This window comes from Mycolicibacterium sp. HS_4_1 (assembly GCF_054515875.1).
Genome location: NZ_CM137261.1, coordinates 4952837 through 4973910, shown reverse-complemented (window position 1 = coordinate 4973910; position 21074 = coordinate 4952837). Strand labels below are relative to the sequence as shown.

18 protein-coding genes and 1 pseudogene are annotated in these 21074 nt (G+C 65.6%); 12 read left to right on the top strand and 7 right to left on the bottom strand.

Annotated features, from left to right (window positions below; all coding sequences use genetic code 11):
* Window positions 1-5 precede the first annotated feature (5 nt).
* Window positions 6-1274 carry a CynX/NimT family MFS transporter gene (locus ACX12F_RS24025; protein WP_459366787.1) on the bottom strand — a complete coding sequence of 423 codons (1269 nt, stop codon included), beginning with the start codon at window positions 1272-1274 and terminating at the stop codon, window positions 6-8.
* Between the two features lie 47 nt (window positions 1275-1321).
* On the opposite strand from ACX12F_RS24025, the gene ACX12F_RS24020 reads away from it, so the two are divergent.
* From ACX12F_RS24020 to ACX12F_RS24005, 4 genes are all read left to right on the top strand, one after another.
* Complete coding sequence (locus ACX12F_RS24020; RefSeq protein WP_459366786.1) at window positions 1322-1993, top strand: FadR/GntR family transcriptional regulator; 672 nt, start codon at window positions 1322-1324, stop codon at window positions 1991-1993.
* Window positions 1994-2041: 48 nt separating this feature from the next.
* A complete protein-coding gene (locus ACX12F_RS24015; RefSeq protein WP_459366785.1) occupies window positions 2042-2245 on the top strand; it encodes a hypothetical protein in 204 nt (67 codons plus the stop codon).
* A gap of 170 nt (window positions 2246-2415) precedes the next feature.
* On the top strand, window positions 2416-2904 hold the full coding sequence (locus ACX12F_RS24010; protein WP_459366784.1) for a hypothetical protein: 489 nt from the start codon (window positions 2416-2418) through the stop codon (window positions 2902-2904).
* A gap of 47 nt (window positions 2905-2951) precedes the next feature.
* Window positions 2952-3731 (top strand): hypothetical protein, encoded by a 780-nt coding sequence (locus ACX12F_RS24005; RefSeq protein ID WP_459366783.1) that lies wholly within the window; start codon window positions 2952-2954, stop codon window positions 3729-3731.
* An 8-nt stretch (window positions 3732-3739) separates the two neighbouring features.
* Here the strand turns inward: ACX12F_RS24005 and ACX12F_RS24000 are convergent.
* Window positions 3740-4625 (bottom strand): annotated as a pseudogene (locus ACX12F_RS24000) (IS5 family transposase).
* Window positions 4626-4671: 46 nt separating this feature from the next.
* The gene (fadD8, locus tag ACX12F_RS23995) at window positions 4672-6306 is read right to left on the bottom strand and encodes a fatty-acid--CoA ligase FadD8 (protein WP_459366782.1); all 1635 of its coding nucleotides are present in this window, start codon (window positions 6304-6306) and stop codon (window positions 4672-4674) included.
* Window positions 6307-6402: 96 nt separating this feature from the next.
* On the opposite strand from fadD8, the gene ACX12F_RS23990 reads away from it, so the two are divergent.
* The 4 genes from ACX12F_RS23990 (at window position 6403) to nicT (ending at window position 12057) form a co-directional block, all read left to right on the top strand.
* Complete coding sequence (locus ACX12F_RS23990; protein WP_459366781.1) at window positions 6403-8013, top strand: amidohydrolase; 1611 nt, start codon at window positions 6403-6405, stop codon at window positions 8011-8013.
* A gap of 29 nt (window positions 8014-8042) precedes the next feature.
* Window positions 8043-9608, top strand: a complete 1566-nt coding sequence (locus ACX12F_RS23985) for a long-chain-fatty-acid--CoA ligase (RefSeq protein ID WP_459366780.1) — start codon at window positions 8043-8045, stop codon at window positions 9606-9608.
* A gap of 46 nt (window positions 9609-9654) precedes the next feature.
* A complete protein-coding gene (locus ACX12F_RS23980; RefSeq protein ID WP_459366779.1) occupies window positions 9655-10614 on the top strand; it encodes an o-succinylbenzoate synthase in 960 nt (319 codons plus the stop codon).
* A gap of 378 nt (window positions 10615-10992) precedes the next feature.
* Entirely contained in the window at window positions 10993-12057 is a 1065-nt protein-coding gene (gene nicT, locus ACX12F_RS23975) for a Nickel transporter NicT (RefSeq protein WP_459370484.1), read from the top strand.
* Between the two features lie 231 nt (window positions 12058-12288).
* On the opposite strand, the gene ACX12F_RS23970 is transcribed toward nicT, so the two are convergent.
* The 3 genes from ACX12F_RS23970 to scoE (ACX12F_RS23960) form a co-directional block, all read right to left on the bottom strand.
* Window positions 12289-13737 (bottom strand): AMP-binding protein, encoded by a 1449-nt coding sequence (locus ACX12F_RS23970; protein ID WP_459366778.1) that lies wholly within the window; start codon window positions 13735-13737, stop codon window positions 12289-12291.
* A gap of 62 nt (window positions 13738-13799) precedes the next feature.
* A complete protein-coding gene (locus tag ACX12F_RS23965; RefSeq protein ID WP_459366777.1) occupies window positions 13800-14345 on the bottom strand; it encodes an FcoT family thioesterase in 546 nt (181 codons plus the stop codon).
* Window positions 14342-15229 carry a (3R)-3-[(carboxymethyl)amino]fatty acid oxygenase/decarboxylase gene (gene scoE / locus ACX12F_RS23960; RefSeq protein WP_459366776.1) on the bottom strand — a complete coding sequence of 296 codons (888 nt, stop codon included), beginning with the start codon at window positions 15227-15229 and terminating at the stop codon, window positions 14342-14344. Before scoE (ACX12F_RS23960) ends, ACX12F_RS23965 begins: the two co-directional genes overlap by 4 nt.
* Before the next feature lie 333 nt (window positions 15230-15562).
* Between scoE (ACX12F_RS23960) and ACX12F_RS23955 the strand changes: the two genes are divergently transcribed.
* The gene (locus ACX12F_RS23955) at window positions 15563-16900 is read left to right on the top strand and encodes a hypothetical protein (RefSeq protein WP_459366775.1); all 1338 of its coding nucleotides are present in this window, start codon (window positions 15563-15565) and stop codon (window positions 16898-16900) included.
* A gap of 102 nt (window positions 16901-17002) precedes the next feature.
* Here ACX12F_RS23955 and ACX12F_RS23950 read toward each other — a convergent pair whose 3' ends face one another.
* The gene (locus ACX12F_RS23950; protein WP_459366774.1) at window positions 17003-17812 is read right to left on the bottom strand and encodes a class I SAM-dependent methyltransferase; all 810 of its coding nucleotides are present in this window, start codon (window positions 17810-17812) and stop codon (window positions 17003-17005) included.
* 238 nt (window positions 17813-18050) lie between these two features.
* On the opposite strand from ACX12F_RS23950, the gene ACX12F_RS23945 reads away from it, so the two are divergent.
* The 3 genes from ACX12F_RS23945 to ACX12F_RS23935 all read left to right on the top strand — a co-directional run bounded on the left by ACX12F_RS23945 (window position 18051) and on the right by ACX12F_RS23935 (window position 21052).
* Window positions 18051-19493: a PPE domain-containing protein gene (locus ACX12F_RS23945; RefSeq protein ID WP_459366773.1), complete on the top strand. Its 1443-nt coding sequence runs from the start codon at window positions 18051-18053 to the stop codon at window positions 19491-19493.
* Window positions 19494-19631: 138 nt separating this feature from the next.
* Window positions 19632-20501, top strand: a complete 870-nt coding sequence (gene scoE / locus ACX12F_RS23940; RefSeq protein WP_459366772.1) for a (3R)-3-[(carboxymethyl)amino]fatty acid oxygenase/decarboxylase — start codon at window positions 19632-19634, stop codon at window positions 20499-20501.
* Complete coding sequence (locus ACX12F_RS23935) at window positions 20498-21052, top strand: FcoT family thioesterase (protein ID WP_459366771.1); 555 nt, start codon at window positions 20498-20500, stop codon at window positions 21050-21052. The genes scoE (ACX12F_RS23940) and ACX12F_RS23935 overlap by 4 nt, the downstream gene beginning before the upstream one ends.
* Window positions 21053-21074: the final 22 nt, after the last annotated feature.

The following is a 21074-nucleotide window of genomic DNA, read 5'->3' as shown; positions in this document are numbered from 1 at the left end:
GCGGTTCAGACGTAGCGGTTGCGCCCGGCGAACCAGCCGGCCGTCAACTGCACTGCGTACACGCTGAAGAACAACACGAACGGGACCTGCCAGCCGCCGGACACGTCGTGCAGCAGCCCGAACAGGAACGGCCCGGTGCTCGCGAACAGGTAGCCGAAGCCCTGCGCCATCCCTGAGAGCTGTGCGGTGTCCTCGGCATTGCGGGCGCGCAGCGCGATGACTGTCAGGGCCAGCGAGAACGCGCTCATCCCGATGCCGACCAGCATGCTCCACAGCACCGGTGCCGCGCTGGGTGCGACGAGCAGGCCGATGGCGCCGGATAGGCCCAGCACACCGAGGCCGACGTTCCACAGACTCTGGTGAGTGCTGCGCGCAGCCAGCGGCGAGATGAGCAACGCGACCGGCACGCCGATCAGCGACATCACTCCGGACATCACCCCGGCAGTGGTCTTGTCCATGCCGTTGTCGATGAAAATCTGTGGGAGCCAACCCATCATGATGTAGGCCAGGAACGACTGGCTGCCCATGTAGAGCGTCACCGTCCATGCGAGCGGGTTGCGCAGCAGCGAGCGACGCGCGGTGGTCCGGGCCGCTGTTGTCGCCCAGCCGACGCGATGCCGGCGAGCGGCCGGAAGCCATAACAGCAGGGCCGCGAGCGCGAGCGCGGCCCAGATGGCGAGCGACGGACGCCAGCCGCCGACGCTGTGTTCCACCGCCGGGGTGACGGCGGCGCCGACAGCTCCGCCGGCCTGCAGCGCGCTGGTGTAGATGCCCGTCATCAGGCCGACGTGGGCGGGGAACGAACTCTTGATCACCACCGGGATCAACACGTTGGCCAGTGCGATGCCGGACGAGGCGAGCAGCGTGGCACCCAGCATGAGGCCGCCGTCGCCGTACGGCCGCACCGCCAGGCCCAGGGCCAGGACCAACAGGGCGAGCGTCACGGTCCGGCCGAGGCCGAGCCGTTTGGCCAGCAGGGGCGCGGTGGCGCCCGCGGCGGAGAAGCACAGCACGGGCAGCGTGGTGAGGATGCCGGCCCAGACCGATGACACCCCGAGTGCGCTGCGCATCTCGCCCAGCAGGGGAGCGACGCTCGTGACGGACGGCCGCAGGTTCAGGGCGGTGACGACGACCGCGACGGCGAGCAGGACACCGCTCGCGAGGCGGGTGCTCGGGCTCGCCGGGACATCCGCGATTTCGATGGCGCCGTCGAGCTCGAGTGCCAGTTCGTCCTCGTAACGGGCGTGTTCGGAACCGTTCACGGCAGCACTCATGCTGCTATGATGGCATACATCCTATGATTGGGTGAAAGGATGATTTCGTGGCCCTGAACACGGCCCGCCGTGCCGGCTTGGTGGAACAGGTCATCGAGCAGCTCCGCGGTTCGGTCGCGGACGGCGAATGGCCGGTCGGCCATCGCATCCCGAACGAGACCGATCTGGTCGAGGCTCTCGGTGTCGGCCGCAACACGGTGCGTGAGGCCGTCCGGGCGCTGGCGCACGCCGGGCTGTTCGAGGTGCGGCAGGGCGACGGCACGTACGTCCGCGCCACCAGCGAGGTCTCCGGCGCGCTGCGCCGGCTGTGCAGCGACGAACTGCGCGACGTGCTGCAGGTGCGCCGCGGGCTGGAAGTGGAAGGCGCCCGTCTGGCCGCGGCCAACCGGACCGACGACGACATCGCCACGCTGCGGCGCCTGCTGCACGGACGCGACAACGAGCAGCGCGCCGGGCATCACGACGAATTCGTCCACGCCGACACCGAATTCCACTGCGCCGTCATGCGGGCGTCGCGCAACTCCATGCTGATCGATCTGTACCTCGGGCTCATCGAGGTCATCACCGCGAGCGTGTCCGTGATGAACGAGACGCCCGTCGAGACCGAGTTCGAGGACCATCACCGGCTACTGGATCGCATCATCGCCGCCGATGCCGACGGGGCTGCCGCGGCGGCCGCCGTGCTCTTCGACCAGCTCCTCGCCGGGTTACCTGCCTAGCCAGCACGCACCGCGAGCACCTCCCGCTGGCGGGAGAAACGCGACTACTTGCGACCTAGCCGCAACAACGGCGGCGGTTACCGGGAGACGCTTGGCAGCTCCTCGGGGCCGCAGTACGAGACGCCTCCGCACAGTCTGGGCGCCCTGATCGCCGAAGGCTTCAAGCAGAGACCGGCCGGGGACATCGGTGGCCTGCACGCAGAGTTGCGCACCGAGCGGCTGGAGCGCATCGCAGGAGACCAGTGCCGCTGACGCATTTGCCAAAATAGTGTCCCTGTGTTGCGTTCGAGCGCGTCGCGTTCCTGTTTTAGCAGGTGGGTTGTAGATGCTTGGACGCGCCGCGACGCGCTTCATTGTTAGCTGTCCGACACGCCGCTAGCGATTGACACGCCAGTCCGTTGCACCATCATGCGCCCGTAGTCATGCACCCCGGCGGTACGCCGCCCGACGGTGTAGACCCCGAAACCGGCGCCCACGTGCTACCCGGCCAAGGCGAAGAAGGCGGCGGCATGCGGGAGGCGAGTGAGGCTCCGCAGGCTGCGCGGGAGGCTCCGCAAAGTGCGCGGGAGGCTCCGACGGCGAAGACCGTCCAAGACGCGATCAAGGACCTGCCGCCCGGCAGGAGCGATCGGGTACGGGTGGTGCGCGATCCTGAGCAGCTCAAGCAGTTCGAGGACTGGGTCGCCCAACACGGGACCAAGTTCCAGAGCGATCCGCCGTACCGGGGCGGGCAAGGTTCCGAGTACCGACTGCCCGACGGAACCGAGGTCCGGGTGGGGCAGAGCAAGAAGGAGGGCACCACCGTGGACTTGAACATCCCTGATGGCGGAGTCATCAAGCTACATCTGGACCCCGTGGACGGTGGCAACATCAAATTCCCTGCCGCTCCGGTGCCTAGCGGCGGTGGCTGATGAAGCCCAACTTGACCGAGGATCGACCTGATTCCGATGGAATGAGAATGAGACGAGAGGAATCCACCGTCGTGGACATGGACAACTCGGACCCCGCGCGTCGGCTGCGTGAGGAACTGCTATACGCCGGGCTGGCTGACTGGGTCAGCCTGGCAGAGGCCAATTCGATTGCCTCGACGGGGTTTCCTGAGCTGCCCGAGGAGCAGCGCCGAGAGCTGGTGGTCAACACCCTGCGGGCGATGGTGGTCAACGGCCTGTTCGTCGCTGGTGGCCTGGACACGTCGGACGGTAAGTTCGCACCATTCGACGAGCCGCTCGAGCAGACCGTGGCGAATATCCGCAGCACGTACGTCGAGCAGTACGACACCGCGCGATGGGCGTTCCGGTTCTGGTTCGATCTCACCGACAGAGGCACCGCCGAGGCAACTTCGACCGAGCGGGGTCGCGAGCTAGCACGCGGCATCGATGAGGACCTGCTGCGCCGCGACATCCTGGCGTGCGGCCGCGCCGGCGGGATATCGCTGGCCGATGTGCGTGGTTGCCTGAATCGACGCGCGCTCGTCACTGTCCCGGCCGACCGACCGCAGCTGTTCCTCGACGCCATCAGGTCATTGTTGGCAGCCGGGTTCGTTGAGGTTGGCGACTTGCCCGGCCCGGACGGCCCCGGGTTCCTGGCGTGGCTCGGCGGCACCAATGTCGTGATGGAGCAGCTTGCCGCCCGGATCATCGGGCAGTGGGCGCACCCGGAGGATTGGGAGTACAAGATCTGGCTCAACCTCACCGACGCAGGCCGGGCCGCGGCGAATCGCATCCCTCCGGCGAACTAGGGCGTGTCTCATAACCGTTTGAGCCAGGCGATGATGGCGTGCAGGATGACGCCGCCGCGGTAGTTGAGGTTATGCTTGTCGTAGCGGGTGGCGATACCCCGCCACTGTTTGTAGCGCTGGAAGCGGCGTTCAACGACGTTGCGGCCCTTGTAATCCTGCGCATCGAATGCCGGCGGTCGGCCACCAGCGCGACCACGCCGGCGGCGGTGGCCAATCTGGTCATCAGGCTGCGGGATCACCGCGGTGATCCCCCGAGAACGCAACAGCTCGCGGATTGCTTTCGACGAATACGCCTTGTCACCGCGCACCCTCTCGGGGCGGGTCCGCGGCCGACCGGCGCCACTGCTGGCGACCCGAAGGTGACCGAGCAGGATCGGGAACATCGGGGCATCGCCGGCCTGACCGGGCCCGCACACGGCCACCAACGGCATACCGGCGCCGTCAACCAACGAATGAATCTTGGTGCTCAACCTGCCGCGAGAGCGGCCAATGCCGTGGTCAGCAGGCTCGACGCCCAGATTCTTGTAATTCGACGGTGCCCCCTGTGTCCCGCGGCAGGTTCGTGCCATGTTGATGAGCGCGGTTGACCGTCGAATCGACACTGACCGCCCAGTCGATCAGATCGGCATCAGCGGCAGCCGTGAGCACGACCGCGAAAATCTCGTCCCACGTACCGTCCTTGCTGTACTGGTCATGGCGCCGCTACACCGTCTTCCACGACCCGAACTCCGCGGGCAGATCCCGCCACGGGCACCCCGTGCGATACCGCCACACAATTCCCTCGACCGCCATCCGGTGATCACGAAAAGGCCTGCCACCCTTAGGCGATGCCGTCGGCAGCAACGGCTCGATCCGCGCCCACATCTCATCGGTAAGCACCCGCGATCTCGACATCACCTGACACTGACAGACCAACCATCAAATGGTTATGAGACACGCCCTAGCCGACAGAGCGCTCCGAGCCGGCCCAGAACTGCGCTCGGACGGCCTTCTTGTCGGGCTTGCCGAGCGCCGTCACCGGCACGGCGTCGACGATGACGACCTGCTTCGGCGACTGCACCGAGCCCTTGCGTTCCTTGACGGCCGCCTGAATCTCGGCGGTCATCTTCGCGACCGCCTCGTCGGACCGGTCGGCGTCCGGACGCAGCACGACGACGGCCGTCACGGCCTCGCCCCACTTCTCGTCGGGGGTGCCCACGACGCAGACCTGGGCGATCGAAGGATGTTCGGCCACAACGTCTTCCACCTCGCGCGGGAACACGTTGAAGCCGCCGGTGACGATCATGTCCTTGGTCCGGTCGACGATGAACCAGAACCCGTCCTCGTCCTCGCGGGCCAGGTCGCCGGTGTGCATCCAGCCGTCGCGGAAAGTCTCCGAGGTGGCGTCGTCCAGGTTCCAGTAACCGCCCGACAGCAGCGGGCCGGACACGCAGATCTCTCCGACCTCGCCCTGCTTGACCGGCTGGCCGTCGTCGCCGAGCAGCGCCGTGCGCGCGAACAACGTCGGCCGCCCGCAGGACGTCAGCCGCCTCTCGTCGTGCTCGCCCTTGGCCAGGTAGGTGATGACCATCGGGGCCTCGGACTGGCCGTAGTACTGCGCGAAGATCGGGCCGAAGCGGCGGATGGCCTCGGCGAGGCGCACCGGGTTCATGGCCGAGGCGCCGTAGTAGACGGTCTCCAGCGATGACAGATCCCGCGTGTGCGAATCGGGGTGATCCATGAGCGCGTAGATCATCGACGGCACCAGCATGGTGGCGGTGATCTTCTGCTCCTCGATCACCCGCAGCACCTCAGCGGGGTCGAACTTCTTGAGCACGATCAGCTCGCCGCCCTTGACGATGGTCGGCGTGAAGAACGCCGCGCCGGCATGCGACAGCGGCGTGCACATCAGGAAGCGGGGGTGCTCCGGCCACTCCCATTCGGCCAGCTGGATGGTCGTCATGGTGGTGATGGACTGTGTCGTGCCGATGACGCCCTTGGGCTTGCCGGTGGTGCCGCCGGTGTAGGTCAGCCCGCCGACGTGATCGGGCGCCAGGTCGGCGGCCTTGAGCGGCTGCGGCTCGTACTTCGCGGCTTCGGCGGCCAGATCGATCGCCGAGCCGGTCAGCTCGTCGGGCACCGGGCCGATGGTCAGGATCTGCTTGAGCGAGGGGACCTTCTCGAGCAGGCCGATGGCGCGTTCGACGAAGGCCTCGGTCGGGTCGATGATCAGCGTCGTGACGCCGGCGTCGGTCAGGACGTAGGCGTGATCGTCGAGCGAACCGAGAGGGTGTAGTGCCGTGCGGCGGTAGCCCTGCGTCTGGCTGGCGCCGATGATCATCAGCACCTCGGGCCGGTTCAGGGACAGTAGACCGCTGCTGGCGCCGGAGCCGGCACCCAGCGCCTCGAAGGCCTGAATGTACTGGCTGATGCGGTCGGCGAGTTGGCCGCCGGTCAGCGTGGTGTCGCCGAGGAACAGGACCGGCTTGTCTTTGTTGCGTTTGAGGGCGCCAACGGTCAAGTGTCCGGAATGCAGGGGATGGCGCAGCAGCTCGGCTGATGAGCGCTCGCGCGAAGAAGAGACGTCGGGGGTCATGATCTAAGACTAGAACGTGTTCTAGTCTTGAGGTCAAGCCCGTGGAATTGACGCATCTTGAAACCCATCCGGCGGACACGCCCTAGCATCCACCTCATGGCCAGCCCAGCCGATCTCGTCATCGCCGGAAACATCCTGACCGTCGACCCGGAACGTCCCAGCGCCGAGGCGCTCGCCGTCACCGCCGGACGGATCGTCGCCATCGGCTCCCGCGACGACGTGCAGCCGTGGATCGGCGCCGACACCGAGGTTCGGGAGGTCGCCGGCTGCGTGCTGCCCGGGTTCGTCGAGGCGCACGGCCACCCATTGATGGAGGCGGTGGTGCTTGGTGGCCGCATGGTCGACGTCCGGCCCGTCACGATGCCGAACGCCGACGACGTCGTGGCCGCGATGCACGCCGAGGTGGCCGCCCGCGGCACCGACGGTGCCTACCTGAACGGCTGGGATCCGCTGCTGCAGCAGGGCCTCCCGGAGCTGACGCTGGCCTTCCTCGACGAGGTGGCGCCCGACGGTCCGCTGGTGATCGTGCACAACTCGGGGCACAAGGCGTACTTCAACTCGGCGGCGGCCCGCGCCACGGGCCTGACCCGCGACACCCCCGACCCGCACGGCGCCAAGTACGGCCGCGACGCCGATGGCGAGCTCGACGGCACCGCCATCGAGACCGGCGCGGTGTTCCCGCTGGTGACCGGCGTCATGACGCCCACCGACTATCCGGCGCTGCTGCTCGCCGAATGCGCGCGGCTGAACCAAGCCGGCCTGACGACGTGTTCGGAGATGGCGTTCGACCCGATGTTCCGGCCGGTCCTGGAGCAGATGCGCGACAAGCTCACCGTGCGGCTGCGCACGTACGAGATGTCGACGGCGGCCCTGCACACCGATGCGTCGCCGGACAACGGCGATGACATGGTGCGGCAGACCGGCATCAAAATCTGGGTCGACGGGTCCCCGTGGGTCGGCAACATCGACCTGACGTTCCCCTATCTGGACACCGACGCGACCCGTACCATCGGCGTGGTGCCCGGGTCGTGCGGGCACGCCAACTACACCCGCGAGCAGCTCACCGAGATCGTCAACACGTTCTTCCCGCAGGGCTGGCAGATGGCGTGCCACGTGCACGGCGATCACGGCGTCGACACCATCCTGGATGTTTACGAGGAGGCGCTGAAGCGCTGGCCGCGGGAGGATCATCGCCTGCGGCTCGAGCATGTCGGCGCCATCACGCCGGCGCAGCTGCGGCGTGCCCATGATCTCGGGGTCACCTGCAGCGTGTTCGTCGACCAGATCCACTACTGGGGCGACGTCCTCGTCGACGGGCTGTTCGGCCCCGAGCGCGGCGACGTGTGGATGCCGGCCGGGTCCGCCGTCGCCACCGGCATGCGGATCTCGCTGCACAACGACCCGCCGGTGACACCCGAGGAGCCGCTGCGCAACATCAGTGTCGCGGCCACCCGGATCGCCCCCAGTGGGCGCGTGCTGGCGCCGCAGGAACGGCTCACCGTCGAGGCGGCCATCCGGGCCCAGACCATCGACGCTGCCTGGCAGCTGTTCTCCGATGACGCTGTCGGTTCGCTGGAGGTCGGCAAGTACGCGGACCTCGTGGTGCTGTCGGCCGATCCGCGCTCGGTGCCGCCGGAAGCCGTCGCTGACCTGGAGGTGCTCGCGACTTATCTGGCAGGACAACAGGTTCACGCCAAAGCCGACTGAGCGCGCGGCAGACGTGGCAGGCTCAGGACATGACTGAACTGTCGGCACCCCGATTCCTCGATGAACGTGTTGCCCACTGGGCCGCGACCAAGCCGGACGACGAAGCGATCACCTACCTGAACAGGACATGGACCTGGTCGCAGTGGAACGACCGGGTGCGCCGGCTGGCGGGTGCGCTGTCGGCCTGGGGCATCAAACGCGGGGACGTGGTCGCGTTCCTGGACAAGAACCACCCGGCCTGCGTCGAGCTGACGCTGGCGGCGGCGTCACTGGGGGCCGCCAACGCGATCATCAACTTCCGGCTGGCCGCCGATGAGCTGGACTTCGTGCTGAACGACTGCGGTGCAAAGGTTCTCATCGTCGGTGCCGAACTCCGGCCGGCGGTCGACAAGATCGCCGACAAGCTCACTCACGTCGAGCACATCGTCAGCGTGACGCCCGAGGGCGGCGAGGGTGACGAATACGAGGCACTGCTGGCCGGTGCGACTCCGGTGGATCGCTCGCCTGATGTCCAGCCCGACGACGTGTGCATCATCATGTACTCCTCGGGCACCACGGGCCGCCCCAAGGGCGTCGCCCTCACCCAGGCCAACATGATCGCCCACACCATCAACGCTTTCGAAGGCTGGGAGAGCAGCCCGGAGGACAAGAACCTGGTGGCGATGCCGCTGTTCCACGTCGGTGGCTCGTCGTACATGCAGTACGGGCTGCACAACGGGGTGCCGAGCTACATGACGCGCGACGCCGACGGGGCGTCGCTCGCCGGCGGCATTCTGAACGGTGCGAACCGCACATTCCTGGTGCCGGCCGTGCTGGCCAAGGTGCTCGAGACCGGTCCCGACGCGGTGAAGCTGTTCAGCGCGTTGAAGACCTATGCCTACGGCGCCTCGCCGATGCCGTTGCCGTTGCTGCGCCAGGCCCTGCAGGCCTGGCCGGAGACCGAGTTCATCCAGGTGTACGGGCTCACCGAGGTGTGTGGTGTGGTCAGCCGGCTGATGCCCGAGGACCACCGCGCGGACAACGAAGAGCGGTTGGTCAGCGCCGGGGTGCTGATACCCGAGGCCGAGGTCCGGGTGGTCAATCCGGAAACCGTCGAAGATGCGCCTGCCGGCGAACAGGGCGAATTGTGGTTCCGCACACCGACGTTGATGAAGGAGTACCTGAACCGGCCGGACGCCACCGCCGAGGCGATCACGCCCGACAGGTGGTTCCGCACCGGGGACATCGGCCGTGTCGACGCCGACGGCTACATCTTCGTCGAGGACCGGCTCAAGGACATGATCATCTCGGGCGGCGAGAACATCTACTCCATCGAGGTGGAGCGCGTGCTCGCCGAGCACCCGGCAGTGTCCGAGGTCGCGATCATCGGCGTGCCCGACGAGAAGTGGGGCGAATCGGTGAAAGCCGTTGTGACGCTCGAGGGGGAGGTATCGGACGCCGACCTCATCGCCTTCGCCCGCGAACGCCTCGCCGCCTACAAGTGCCCGAAGACCGTCGACTTCGTCGACGACATGCCCCGCAACCCGACCGGCAAGATCCTCAAGAAGGAACTCCGCAAGCCGTACTGGGAGGGCCGGGACCGCGCCACCGTGTGACGCGGCGGCCGGCTCCCGGCGGGCCGCGTACTGAGAGGATGGACGCATGGTGCCGGCCCTGGACGAACTGCTGGAGCGTCTGCATGTCGTCGCGCTGCCCATGCGGGTTCGGTTCCGCGGCATCGACGTTCGTGAAGTCGCGCTGATCGACGGGCCGTGCGGCTGGGGCGAATTCGGCGCGTTCGCCGAGTACGGCCCCGCCGAGGCGGCGCACTGGCTCGCGTCCGGCATCGAGGCGGCGTATCGGCCGGCGCCCGCGCCGGTGCGGGACCGGATCCCAATCAACGCCACCGTGCCTGCGGTCGAGGCGGCCCGGGTGCCCGAGGTGTTGGCCCGTTTCCCGGGGGCCCGGACCGCCAAGGTGAAGGTGGCCGAGCCGGGGCAGGCGTTGACCGATGACGTGGCGCGCGTCGAGGCCGTCCGCGCGCTGGTGCCGGTGGTGCGTGTGGACGCCAACGGTGGCTGGACCGTGGATGAAGCGGTGGACGCGGTGCGGGCGCTGACCGCCTCGGGACCGCTGGAGTACTTGGAACAGCCGTGTGCCACGGTGCCGGAACTGGCGGAGCTGCGGCGTCTGGTCGACGTGCCCGTGGCGGCCGACGAGTCCATCCGCAAGGCGTCGGACCCCCTACGCGTGGTACGCGAGCGAGCGGCGGACATCGCGGTGGTCAAGGTGGCCCCGCTGGGTGGCGTGACGCGGCTGCTGGCGGTGGCCCGGCAGATCGACATACCGATCGTGGTGTCGAGCGCGTTGGATTCCGCGGTCGGCATGACCCGCGGGCTGCTGGCCGCCGGCTGCCTGCCGACGTTGCAGCATGCCTGCGGTCTGGGTACCGGAGGGCTGTTCGTGCACGACGTGGCGGAGGTGCCGCCGCCCGTGGACGGGTTCCTGCCCGTCGGCCCGGTGGCACCGGACCCCGACCGGCTGGCCGGCCTGGCGGCCGCGCCCTTGCGTCGGGACTGGTGGATCAATCGGGTCCGGGAGTGCTACCCGCTGCTCGCGTAGGCCTACGGCCCGCCCTTCGATGAAGGGGCGAATTGCTACAGACTGCCTGTGCATTGGTCGTCGGCGCGAGCAGCTGAGTTCCCATGCCGAGGAAGAACATTTCAGGTCGAGTGGTTAGGTCTCGTGTCGGTGTCGATGCCCGGAATCTGCCCTGGCAGAAGACAGTTCGGGCTGGTACGGTGCGCATCTGTTGTCGTAGGCGGCGCGGAAACCGGTGTGAGTCCGGTGCGGTCGCGCCACTGTGATCATCCGTGCCGGCCTGCCGCATGGGTGAGAGTCAGACCCGTCCGCCCACATCGCCCACAACGGGGACGCGTGATCCCCGAGGAGGTCACCGTGTCCGAAGCAGGCGAGTCCTCCGGAAATGTGTTCCGCCGTATGGTGCGGTCCTGGAACCGCGAAGACTGGCGGGAATTCAGCGCTTTGGCTGCGGCCATCGCGGTGTTGCACGTCATAGGGTTCGGATCGTTGCTGCTGTTGGTTGCGCCGAACCACTACCAAGTCGGCACCCAGGTGTTCGGCGTGGGTCTGGGTGTCACTGCGTACACCTTCGGCCTGCGGCACGCTTTCGACGCCGATCACATCGCGGCCATCGACAACACCACGCGCAAGCTGACCGCCGATGGGTCGAAACCGAAGTCAGTCGGGTTCTGGTTTGCCATGGGGCACTCGATGATGGTGCTGGCAATGGCGGTCCTGGTGGTCGTCGCAACGAAGATCGCCAATGGCTTGGTCAGTGATGATTCGCCCGTTCGTCAGCATCTCGGTCTGGCCGGCACGCTCGCCTCGGGGTTGTTCCTGTGGCTGATCGGCATCATCAATATCGTTGCCCTGATCGGCATCTGGCACGTTTTCCGGGGATTGCGGCGAGGCGAATTCGACGAAGCAGGTCTCGAGGAACAGCTGAACAACCGCGGCTTCCTGGCCCGGATTCTGCGGCCGGTGATGAGACGCATCAAGCGCCCGATCCAAATGTTCCCGGTCGGTGTGTTGTTCGGCCTGGGTTTCGATACCGCGACCGAAGTGGCATTGCTGGCGCTGGCCGGTACAGGCGCCGCTGCGGGTCTGCCGTGGTTTGCCGTCCTGACGCTGCCGGTGCTGTTCGCCGCAGGTATGAGCGTGATGGATACCGCGGACGGGTTGTTCATGACTGTGGCCTACGACTGGGCGTTCGCAAAACCCGTCCGCAAGGTCTACTACAACCTCACGATCACCGGACTCTCGGTCGCGGTGGCGCTGCTGATCGGGACCATCGAGCTCGTCGGGGTGCTCCACGACGACGTGGGCTGGACCAACCCGCTCACCGACTGGGTCAGTGGCATCGATCTGAACAATGTCGGATTCATCATCGTCGGGATGTTCGTGGCTACCTGGCTGGTGGCGGTCGGCTACTGGAAATTGAGCGGCGTCGAAAAACGTTGGGCCACTGCGGGTGACGCATAGCGAGAAGCCGTCGCAGACTCTCCGGGGAAATTTGGTGAGTGGGTACCGGCCCCTGTCGCCACGCGCCATGGCGGCATAGGATCCATGCATGACCAGCAATGAAACCCAACAGGCGGCGACCTGTACCAACCCGAACTGCACCTGTGAAAACTGCGCCTGCGGTGCCGAGTGCACCTGCGGGAGTGACACCGCTACGTGAGCTCCAGCCGTTGACAGCGGCGCTTGCCAGCCTCAGTGGACCTGCCGGTCCAGCCCCGCCCAGAACTGTTCGCGCAATTCGCGGCGCAGGATCTTTCCGCTGGGGTTGCGGGGGATCGACTCGATGAATTCATAACGCGAAGGCACCTTGAATCGGGCGAGTCTGCGGCCGAGGAACTCGGACAACTCGTTGTCGGCGAGTAGGGACTCGGGTTTGGTGACGATGAACGCGTGGACACATTCGCCGCGCCGATCATCCGGCACCCCCACCACCGCGCTGTCGTGCACGCCAGGGTGCGAATTGATGGCTTTCTCCACTTCGGCCGGATAGACGTTCTCCCCTGAGACGATGATGAGATCTTTGACGCGGTCGCGGATCACCAGGAATCCGTCGTCGACGTAACCTGCGTCGCCCGTGCGTATCCAGCCGTCGACGATAGTGTTCGCGGTCTCCGCGGGATCGGCGAAGTACTCCAGCATCTGGGCCGGGCTACGCAGGTACACCTCGCCGGAGACTCCACTGGGCAGGTCGTTTCCTTCGCTGTCCCGGATGGCCACATCCACGCCGGGATACGGCCTTCCTGCGGCGTGCAGCCGAGCCTGGCCGGGCCGATGTTGATCGGGGGGAAGGCACACGGCGGTGTTCCCGGTCTCGGTCAGGCCGTAAATCTGGGCGAATTCGCATCCGATGATGTCGATCGCGCGCGACAGCAGGTCGGGACCGATCGGAGAACCGCCGTACGCGATCTTGCGCAGCGTGGCCAGATCGGACGCGGCGACTCCGGATTCGGACAACAGCATCAGGAGCATGGCAGGGACGAAGCAGGTGAGCGTCACACCGTTGTCCCGGACCGCTGCGGCCGCACCCTTCGCGGTGAAACGGGGGATCACCACACTCGCGATACCGCAGTTGAGTGCCTGTGTGGCCCACCACATGCCGCCGATGTGGAAGGCGGGCAGGGCGACCAGGCTGATGTCGTCTGGCCGCCAGTCGAGCCAATCGAGTTTGGCGCGGTCAAGCAATTCGCGCACCGCGTTGAAGGTGCGATGGGCAAGCACAACACCTTTGGGCCGCCCGGTGGTGCCGCTGGTGTACATCTGCACCACCGGCGTGTTCCGGTCGATGGCGGGATCCGGTAGCACCGCAGCGATGGTGCTTTCGCGCCATCGTGCGAAATCGTCCAACTGGACGATGGTTTCGGCCGTCACGTCGACCCGGTCGGTGACCAGCACACGTGCCCCTGAGTGCTCGATGACGAAGTCCAACTCGTCGGTGGCCAACCGCCAATTCACCGGCACCAGTACGGCCCCGATGCGCGCGCATCCATACAGCAACTCATAGAGCGCCGGAGTGTCGGTGGCCATATGGACCACCCGATCTCCCGTCCCGACGCCCGCTGCCGCCAACGCTCGGGCCACCGCCAGTGAGCGCTGTGCGAGTTCGGTGAACGTGATGTGCTCGGTTGCGAAGATCAGGGCCACCCTGCCGCCATCAAGCGTCGCGTGCTGGTCGAGTCTTCTGACGAGATCGAATTCCCTTGTTATCACCTGGGTTTGGATGGCAGGTTGATCAGTGCGATCTCGACGTCGCCGAGGGCGCTGCCGATTCCGTCGTCGGAGAACTCGACGGCGGTCTGCAGCGCGATCAGCGGCCGCGAGCGCTCGCGGAACTCGATATCGGTGATCGTCAGGACACCGCGGTAGGCCCGAGAGTTGATCGGTTGCCGGAAACGGGTGGCCAACTTGCTGATCAGCACCGAGGGCAACTGCCGCTCCCAGTAGTCGGCCAGATCCCAGTTCGAGAGTTCGGGGATCAGGCCGTCACGCACGGAGGCCGCGAGCGTGTAGTAGAAGAGCTGGTTGTAAGAGATGATGAATTCGACGGCGTTGAAATGCCCGGTCTCCTCGATGTAGCACGACTGCTGGAAGCCGAGATCGCCTGTGCCGACGACGATGTCGCCGCGCCGCTCCGCCGCCGCATTCTTCAGGTAGATGGTGTCCTTGCTCGCATAGGGAGCCATGGCGCGGTCGAGCAATGCGGCATCGTCGTGGAGGTCGTCGATGAGGGTTGTTCGGAATGGTCGAGTCATGCGGCGGCCTCACTGCTCAGCGGGTGTTCGTCGGTCAGGGTGATGCGGTAGGACTCGGTCGGTTCGTTGGTCGGGTTGTGCAGGGCACGGTGGATCAGGGTCCGGTTGTCCCACAGCACAACATCACCGGGCTCGTAGGTCTGCACAAAGATGTTCGGGTGCTCGTACGTGCTGTCGAGCTGACCGGACTCGGTGAGCAGCTGGTCGAGAAGGGTCCGCGGTAGCGCGTCTCCGTCGGCGTCCTCGATCTCGAAGGTGAATGCTTCTGATAGATAAAGGATTTGTTCGCCTGTAACCGGGTGGGTCAGAACGGTTGGCCAGCGTCTGGGCGGTGTCACGCGTTCGATGTCGGCCAACACGTCACCGATCGGCCGGTACACATCCGACGGCCGGATTTTGACGTAACGACGGGCGCTGTGGTTGGAGAACGTCCCGTTGATCGCCTCTTTGAGCTGCGGGCTCAGCCGCTGGTAGGCGGTCGCCATGTTGATGAAACGGGTGCCCCTGGTCGTCGAGGGCAGTAGCTGCGGGTAGAACACTGTAATGGCGAACGGCACCGGCATGAATTGATAGTCAGCATGCCAGAATCCGCCGGTTTTCGGGACGCCGATCTGACCTTCGTTCCGTTTCAAATTCGAAGATACGAAGATCAATTCGTTCTCCGGATGGTGATACATGGGCTCGTAGTACGGCAGCGGGGTGCCGAAACGACGGCCGAGTTCCACGAACGCCGCCGGTTTGAGTTCCTGCTCTTTGAGCACCACGACTTTGCTCTGATAGATGTGCCGTTGGACTTGTGCGATGTCGTCGCGGCTGGCCAACGCCGGGTCGAAGCCACGGACCTCAACCGCCGCCCCGGGACCGGAACTGATTGTGATGTGCATCAAGAATCTCCACTACGGCAGCCGACCTTCTCGTCTGCTGCCAAATCGTCACGGACACAAACGGTTTCACGGCCGGTGGGTGACCCGAGATCGTGGACTGCTCGGACGCCCCACGGCGCGTTGGGTTGAATAGTCGGTCGATTGGTCGCGGCCAGCTCGGAAAAAGTTCCCGTACTCCGGCGTCTACAAGATTGTGTATGTAGTCAGGAAGCGAGGTCGTAGGCTGCTCTCGCGTCGGTACGCCCGGCCCGATACGTCCGGGACCGGTTTCGTGCTGCTGTCGGCCCGGTCACTGCCGCGCGCGCCTCAATCGACTCGGAAAGGTATTACCCGGTGAGTGCTCCTGCCGACAACACCCTCGCTTACATCGATCAGGCGTCGTTTCTGGCGTTGCGGGCGTTGGGCCGTGGCCCGGTGATCCAGTACGTCTGGATCTACGAGCGCGGTGTCGATCTCGAGGGGCTACTTCGCTTTCATCGTCACCTGCAGTACACCTTGCTTGGTCGGCGTATCGAGCGTTCGTTGCTGCCGCTCGGCAGACATCGCTGGGTCGCATGCCGCAAACCCGACGATGTCGATATCGCTGCGTGCGAGCGCAGCAGGGACGAGGTCTGGGACTGGGTCGACGAACGGTCGTTCGTGCCCGTGGACCCGGAACTGGGGCCGCCCTGGCATCTCGGGGTGCAGCCGCTGACAGGGGGCGGCGCCGCGGTGTCACTGGCGGTGTCGCACACAATCGCTGATGCGGTGGCCGGAATCATGTCGATCGCCGATGCCGTCGATGGCGTCAGGCGAGAGTTCGGCTTTCCCGACGGTGTCCCGCGGAGCGGGCGGTTGTGGCAGGACTTCGCGCTGACCCTCCGGTCGGGCCGCGACATTCCGGCCGCGTTCTCGGCTGCGGCACGCATCGCTCGCGACCAACGGGATGATCTGTCCAGCTCGGTCAAGGCCGGTGGCCCGGCTCGGCTGCAGAGGTCTGGGGACCGAGCGGTGGTGGTGCCACGAATCTACGGCAGCATCAACGCATCTGAGTGGGGTGACCGGGCAAGGTCCCTCGGTGCCACCAGCAATGTCCTGTTCGCCGGATTTGCCAGTCGCGTCGGATATCGGCTCGGAAGATTCGATGACGCCGGCCAGGTATTGCTGTCGGTTCCGGTGAGCGACCGCATCGAAGGTGATACTCGGGCCAATCCGTTGAGTGGCATCACGGTGCTGGCCGACCCGGACCAGATCTGCGTCGATCTCACCGATCTGCGCGCGGCCATAAAACAGGCACTCACCGAGTTGGGAGAGAGTCGGGAGACCATGTTGGCGCCATTGGCGTTGACCCCCTTCACTCCGAAACTGGTTGCGCGTCGCCTCGAGAATCTGGTCCTGCGAGTCGGGAAACCCGTGGGATGCAGCAACATCGGCGACATCCCAGATGCGGTGAACCGGCCCGATGGCACCGATGCGGACTTTTTCGGGGTGCGCGGCGGCGAGGCCGGTGTCACCGCGAACACGCTCACCAGGTTGGGCGGGCACTTGCTGATCTCAGCGGCATCGATGCGCGGCAAGGTCTGGTTCAGCGTCGCCTCGTGGGAACCGGACCGGCCCAACACCAGGGCAGGACTGGCGGAAGTGGTGTCGGCGGCGGTAGCGGATTTCGGCCTCTCGGCACACCTCGAGTAGGCCGCGCCGGCGCAGTATCCACGGATGGGAATTCCGTGCGCGCATCGGCCGACCAATGCGATGTGAGTTGTGCGGTGCCCACGCCCGACTGTAAGCGATTGGCTATCCACCAAATTCGATGAGCGTTACCGGGGCGCGGAAGCGGGCGAGGCCGGGTAGCCGGGACAGCCGGTTGGCCCACGGCAGCAGCCGGCCGCGGCCAGGCGGGTAGCGCATCTCGCGTACCGTCCGGATTCCGGGAATCGACCGCAACTCGTCGTACTGATCGGCGGTGAACCAGAATGGCATGGACGGCGATGTGTACTCCGTACTGAGCTTGAAGCCTCGCCGTTGCGAGTGCAAGCTCACGAAGCGGGGAATGCTGTCAAATGCCAAACGGCCGTTGGGAAACCGCTTTGCGCATGAGGCGATCAGGGTGAACACGGTGTCCTGATCCAGATACTGGAACAGACCCTCGGCGGTGATCAGCACGCCGCCCTGCGCGTCCACCTCGTCCAGCCAGGACGTCTCGAGTGCGGACTGGGCGCAGTGCCGAAGTCGCTGCGAGGACGGCAGCAATCGTTCGCGCAGTTGCATGATGGGTTCGAGATCGACTGACAGCCAGGTCAACTCGCCGTTGTCGAGTCGCCAGAAGCTCGTCTGCAAACCTTCGGCCAACGCGACCACCGTGGCCCGCGGATGTGCTCGGAGGTAGTCCCGGGTGATGTTGTCGAACACCAGCGCCCGCAATGCGGTCGCTTGGTGGACCCGGCCGAAGTTCTCGTAGTCGTAGTCGAGGGCATCCCTCAGGACGACGGCCATCGGGTCGTCGATGATGCCGTCGGCCCTGGCAGCCTCCGAGGCTCGCTGGTGCAAGGTGAGCAGAGCGGTTTCCGATACCCCGTCGAGGTGGCGGGCGTCGATTGCGGGCATGGCATCACCGTACGACCAATGATTGTCGTGATGTCACCCGACTCGCGTGTGAGTCTGCAGCGTGCGGGCTGAATAGCCTTCGTGTCGTGGTGATTTCGATACGAAGTGGTGCAATCGGAACTTTTCGGCGCCGTGGCCGACTACAAGATCAAGGGTGCTTGTCAGTCGCCGTCTGTACCCGTGCCGTCGCGCCCTCGACGGCGAGTCGGCGCGTCGCACCATGCGAGGAGACTTAGCCGTGACTGCGCCCATCTGGATGGCGTTACCGCCAGAGGTCCACTCAGCGCTGCTCAGTGCCGGCCCGGGCCCGGGTTCGTTGCTCGCCGCCGCTGCTCAGTGGCAACAGCTCAGCGCGCATTACCAGCAGGCTGCCGCCGAACTGACGGCGATCCTCGGCGATGTCCAGGCGGGCGCCTGGGATGGGCCGAGTGCGGCGGAGTATCTGGCCGCGCACCTGCCCTACCTGGCCTGGCTTGAGCAGTCGGCGGCGAACAGCGCGCTCTCTGCTGCACAGCACGAAACCCTTGCCGCTGCCTACAGCACTGCCCTGGCGATGATGCCATCACTGGCAGAACTGGCTGCCAACCATGCCGTCAACGGCGTGCTGGTGGCCACCAATTTCTTCGGTGTCAACACCATTCCCATCACACTCAACGAAGCGGACTACGTCCGGATGTGGGTGCAGGCGGCCGAGACGATGACCGGCTACCAGGCTGTTTCGCAAAGCGCACTGGCGACGGTTCCGGTAGCCCAGCCGGCTCCGGAGATCCTCAAGGCCGACGTCCAGCCCCAGGGCCTGCTGTTGAACCCGCCGACCTCGCCCGGCGAACTGCTCAGTGACATTGCGACGTTCATCCAGCAACTGGGCACGCCGGGTCAGATCGGGCAGCTGCTCGAGAACTTTCGGTACTTCTTCCAACAACTGGGGTTCAGCCCCGCCACGGCCGCCGCGCTTGCCTTCGTGGCGCTTTGGCTGTATGACGTGCTGTGGTATCCGTACTACGCGTCCTATCTACTGCTGCTGGCTCCCTTCTTCGCGCCGGCATTGAGCGCGCTGGGTGCCCTCGCGTTGCTGAACAAGATTCCCTTGGCCGCAACGACTCCGGTTCCCGAGTCCGTTCAACCCGTGTCCGCGACGCACGCCGCACGTGGACCTGATTCGACTGCCGTTCCGGCCCCGCTCATCTCGGCGAGCCCCGCCGCACCTACCGCCAATCCAGCACCTCAGCCCGTATCGGCCGCTCCGGCTGCTCCGGCTGCCGTACCCACCGCCAGCTATGCGGTGCTAGGTCCGGAGCCGCCGGCGGTGGGTGCCGGACCGAAGTCGGATGCGGAAACGCCTGAAGCCGTTGTCAATCCGATTGCCGCGGCGGCCGCGGCCCGCGCCCTGGTCACCAGTGCGCGCCGTGCCCGGCGTGCCCGCGGCGCCCGAAGCCGCGGGCACGGCCACCGGTTCGAATATCTGGACCTGGATGGCGCAGCGGGTGAACCGGATCCGCAAAACAACGTAGGCATCTCGGTAGGCGGCCAGGGCGCCGGGCCCATCGGCTTTTCCGGCGCGCGATCGGCAACTGGCTTCGCGCCTGCGGGCTTGGTCGAGCGATCACAGGCGGGCATGAACGCAGCTGCCCCACTGCTGCCGAACACCTGGAATTCCGGCGACGGAGTTACCGAAGAGTAGCTGATTGATCGTCGGCGATCGGGAACTTTTTGGCACGCCGACCCGACTGCTGCTGTGGAACAGGAAGTGTTTTGGCGAAGTGCTGCAACGCATCTGCGGATCAACTGAATGACGATGTCAATCAAGAGAGGCGAGTCGATGACTCTCAATGTCAAGGGCGCGGGGCTCGGCGCACACGTTACCGGGATTGACCCGAACGACCTGGCCGATGTCTCCACTGACGAGCTCCGCCGGATCGTCTACGAGAACAAGATGGTCATTCTCAAAGATGTCAATCCGTCGCCGGAGCAGTTCATCGAACTCGGCCGAATTCTCGGTGAGGTCGTCACCTATTACGAGCCGGTCTACCACCACAAGGACCACCCGGAGATCTTCGTATCGTCTACAGAAGAGGGGCAGGGTGTGCCCCGGACCGGTGCTTTCTGGCACATCGACTACATGTTCATGCCAGAGCCTTTTGCTTTCTCCATGGTCATGCCGCTGGCAGTACCGGGGACTGATCGCGGGACCTACTTCATCGACCTCAACAGATTCTGGGAGTCGCTCCCGGCAACCCGCCAGCATCCGGTGCGTGGCACGCTCAGCACCCATGATCCGCGGCGGCACATCAAGATCCGGCCCAGCGACGTGTACAAGCCGATTGGCGAGGTGTGGGACGAGATCAACCGCACCACGCCACCGATCAAATGGCCGACCGTGATCAGGCACCCGTACACCGACCAGGAGATCCTCTACATCTGCTCGACAGGAACCAGCCAGATCGAGGACGCCGACGGCAACCTGCTCGACCCGGCGATCTTGCAGGAGCTGTTGACGGACTCCGGCCAGCTGGATCCCCACTTCTGCTCGCCGTTCATCCACACACAGCACTATGAGGTGGGCGACATCATCCTGTGGGACAACCGGGTTCTGATGCACCGCGCCAAGCATGGCACCGCCTCCGGTACCTTGACCACGTACCGCCTGACTATGTTGGACGGTCTGGCCACCCCTGGACACGCCGCATGAGCACCCTTGATCTGAAGTCGAATGACCTGGCGGATCCGGCGGACGAAGAGACCTCGCCGATTGCTGAGGATCTCCTTGCTCGGGTCTTGGAGCCGTACTCCTACAAGGGATGTCGCTATCTGATCGATGCTCAGTATCGAGCGACCGACGACTCGATGCTGGCGGTCGGGAACTTCAGCATTCCCGAGCCGGTATATATCCGCAGCACCGGGCATTTCAATGCAGTTGAACTGGTGCTCTGCTTCAACCAGCTCGCCTACAGCGCCTTCGCGCCCGCGGTCGCGCGCGGGGAAGTGGCCGGGATGCGTGGTTGGTCCGTCGAGCAGTACTTCGAACATCAGCTGCCGAGCATGTTGATCCGGGCCACGTCGTCTCGGTACAAGCGCCCGATCAATGCGCAGAAATTCTCCGCGCGGTTGGTGTGCAAGGATATCGAGATCGTCGAGCGCACCTGGCGGTACTTGAAAATTCCGTGTGCCATCGAATATTTCGACGAAGACGGCGGATCGGCGTTCGGCGAGTTCGAACTCGCGGTGCTCAACATTCCGTGACGCAGTGACAGGGGAGTAGCCA

Coding starts and splice junctions, on each gene's coding strand:
- ACX12F_RS24010 (WP_459366784.1), top strand. CDS start 2,416: ATGCACCCCGGCGGTACGCCGCCCGACGGTGTAGACCCCGAAACCGGC.
- ACX12F_RS24025 (WP_459366787.1), bottom strand. CDS start 1,274: ATGAGTGCTGCCGTGAACGGTTCCGAACACGCCCGTTACGAGGACGAA.
- ACX12F_RS23950 (WP_459366774.1), bottom strand. CDS start 17,812: ATGCCCGCAATCGACGCCCGCCACCTCGACGGGGTATCGGAAACCGCT.
- scoE (WP_459366772.1), top strand. CDS start 19,632: ATGACTCTCAATGTCAAGGGCGCGGGGCTCGGCGCACACGTTACCGGG.
- ACX12F_RS23980 (WP_459366779.1), top strand. CDS start 9,655: ATGGTGCCGGCCCTGGACGAACTGCTGGAGCGTCTGCATGTCGTCGCG.
- ACX12F_RS23985 (WP_459366780.1), top strand. CDS start 8,043: ATGACTGAACTGTCGGCACCCCGATTCCTCGATGAACGTGTTGCCCAC.
- ACX12F_RS23965 (WP_459366777.1), bottom strand. CDS start 14,345: ATGACTCGACCATTCCGAACAACCCTCATCGACGACCTCCACGACGAT.
- fadD8 (WP_459366782.1), bottom strand. CDS start 6,306: ATGACCCCCGACGTCTCTTCTTCGCGCGAGCGCTCATCAGCCGAGCTG.
- ACX12F_RS23990 (WP_459366781.1), top strand. CDS start 6,403: ATGGCCAGCCCAGCCGATCTCGTCATCGCCGGAAACATCCTGACCGTC.
- ACX12F_RS23935 (WP_459366771.1), top strand. CDS start 20,498: ATGAGCACCCTTGATCTGAAGTCGAATGACCTGGCGGATCCGGCGGAC.
- ACX12F_RS24005 (WP_459366783.1), top strand. CDS start 2,952: ATGAGACGAGAGGAATCCACCGTCGTGGACATGGACAACTCGGACCCC.
- nicT (WP_459370484.1), top strand. CDS start 10,993: ATGGTGCGGTCCTGGAACCGCGAAGACTGGCGGGAATTCAGCGCTTTG.
- scoE (WP_459366776.1), bottom strand. CDS start 15,229: ATGCACATCACAATCAGTTCCGGTCCCGGGGCGGCGGTTGAGGTCCGT.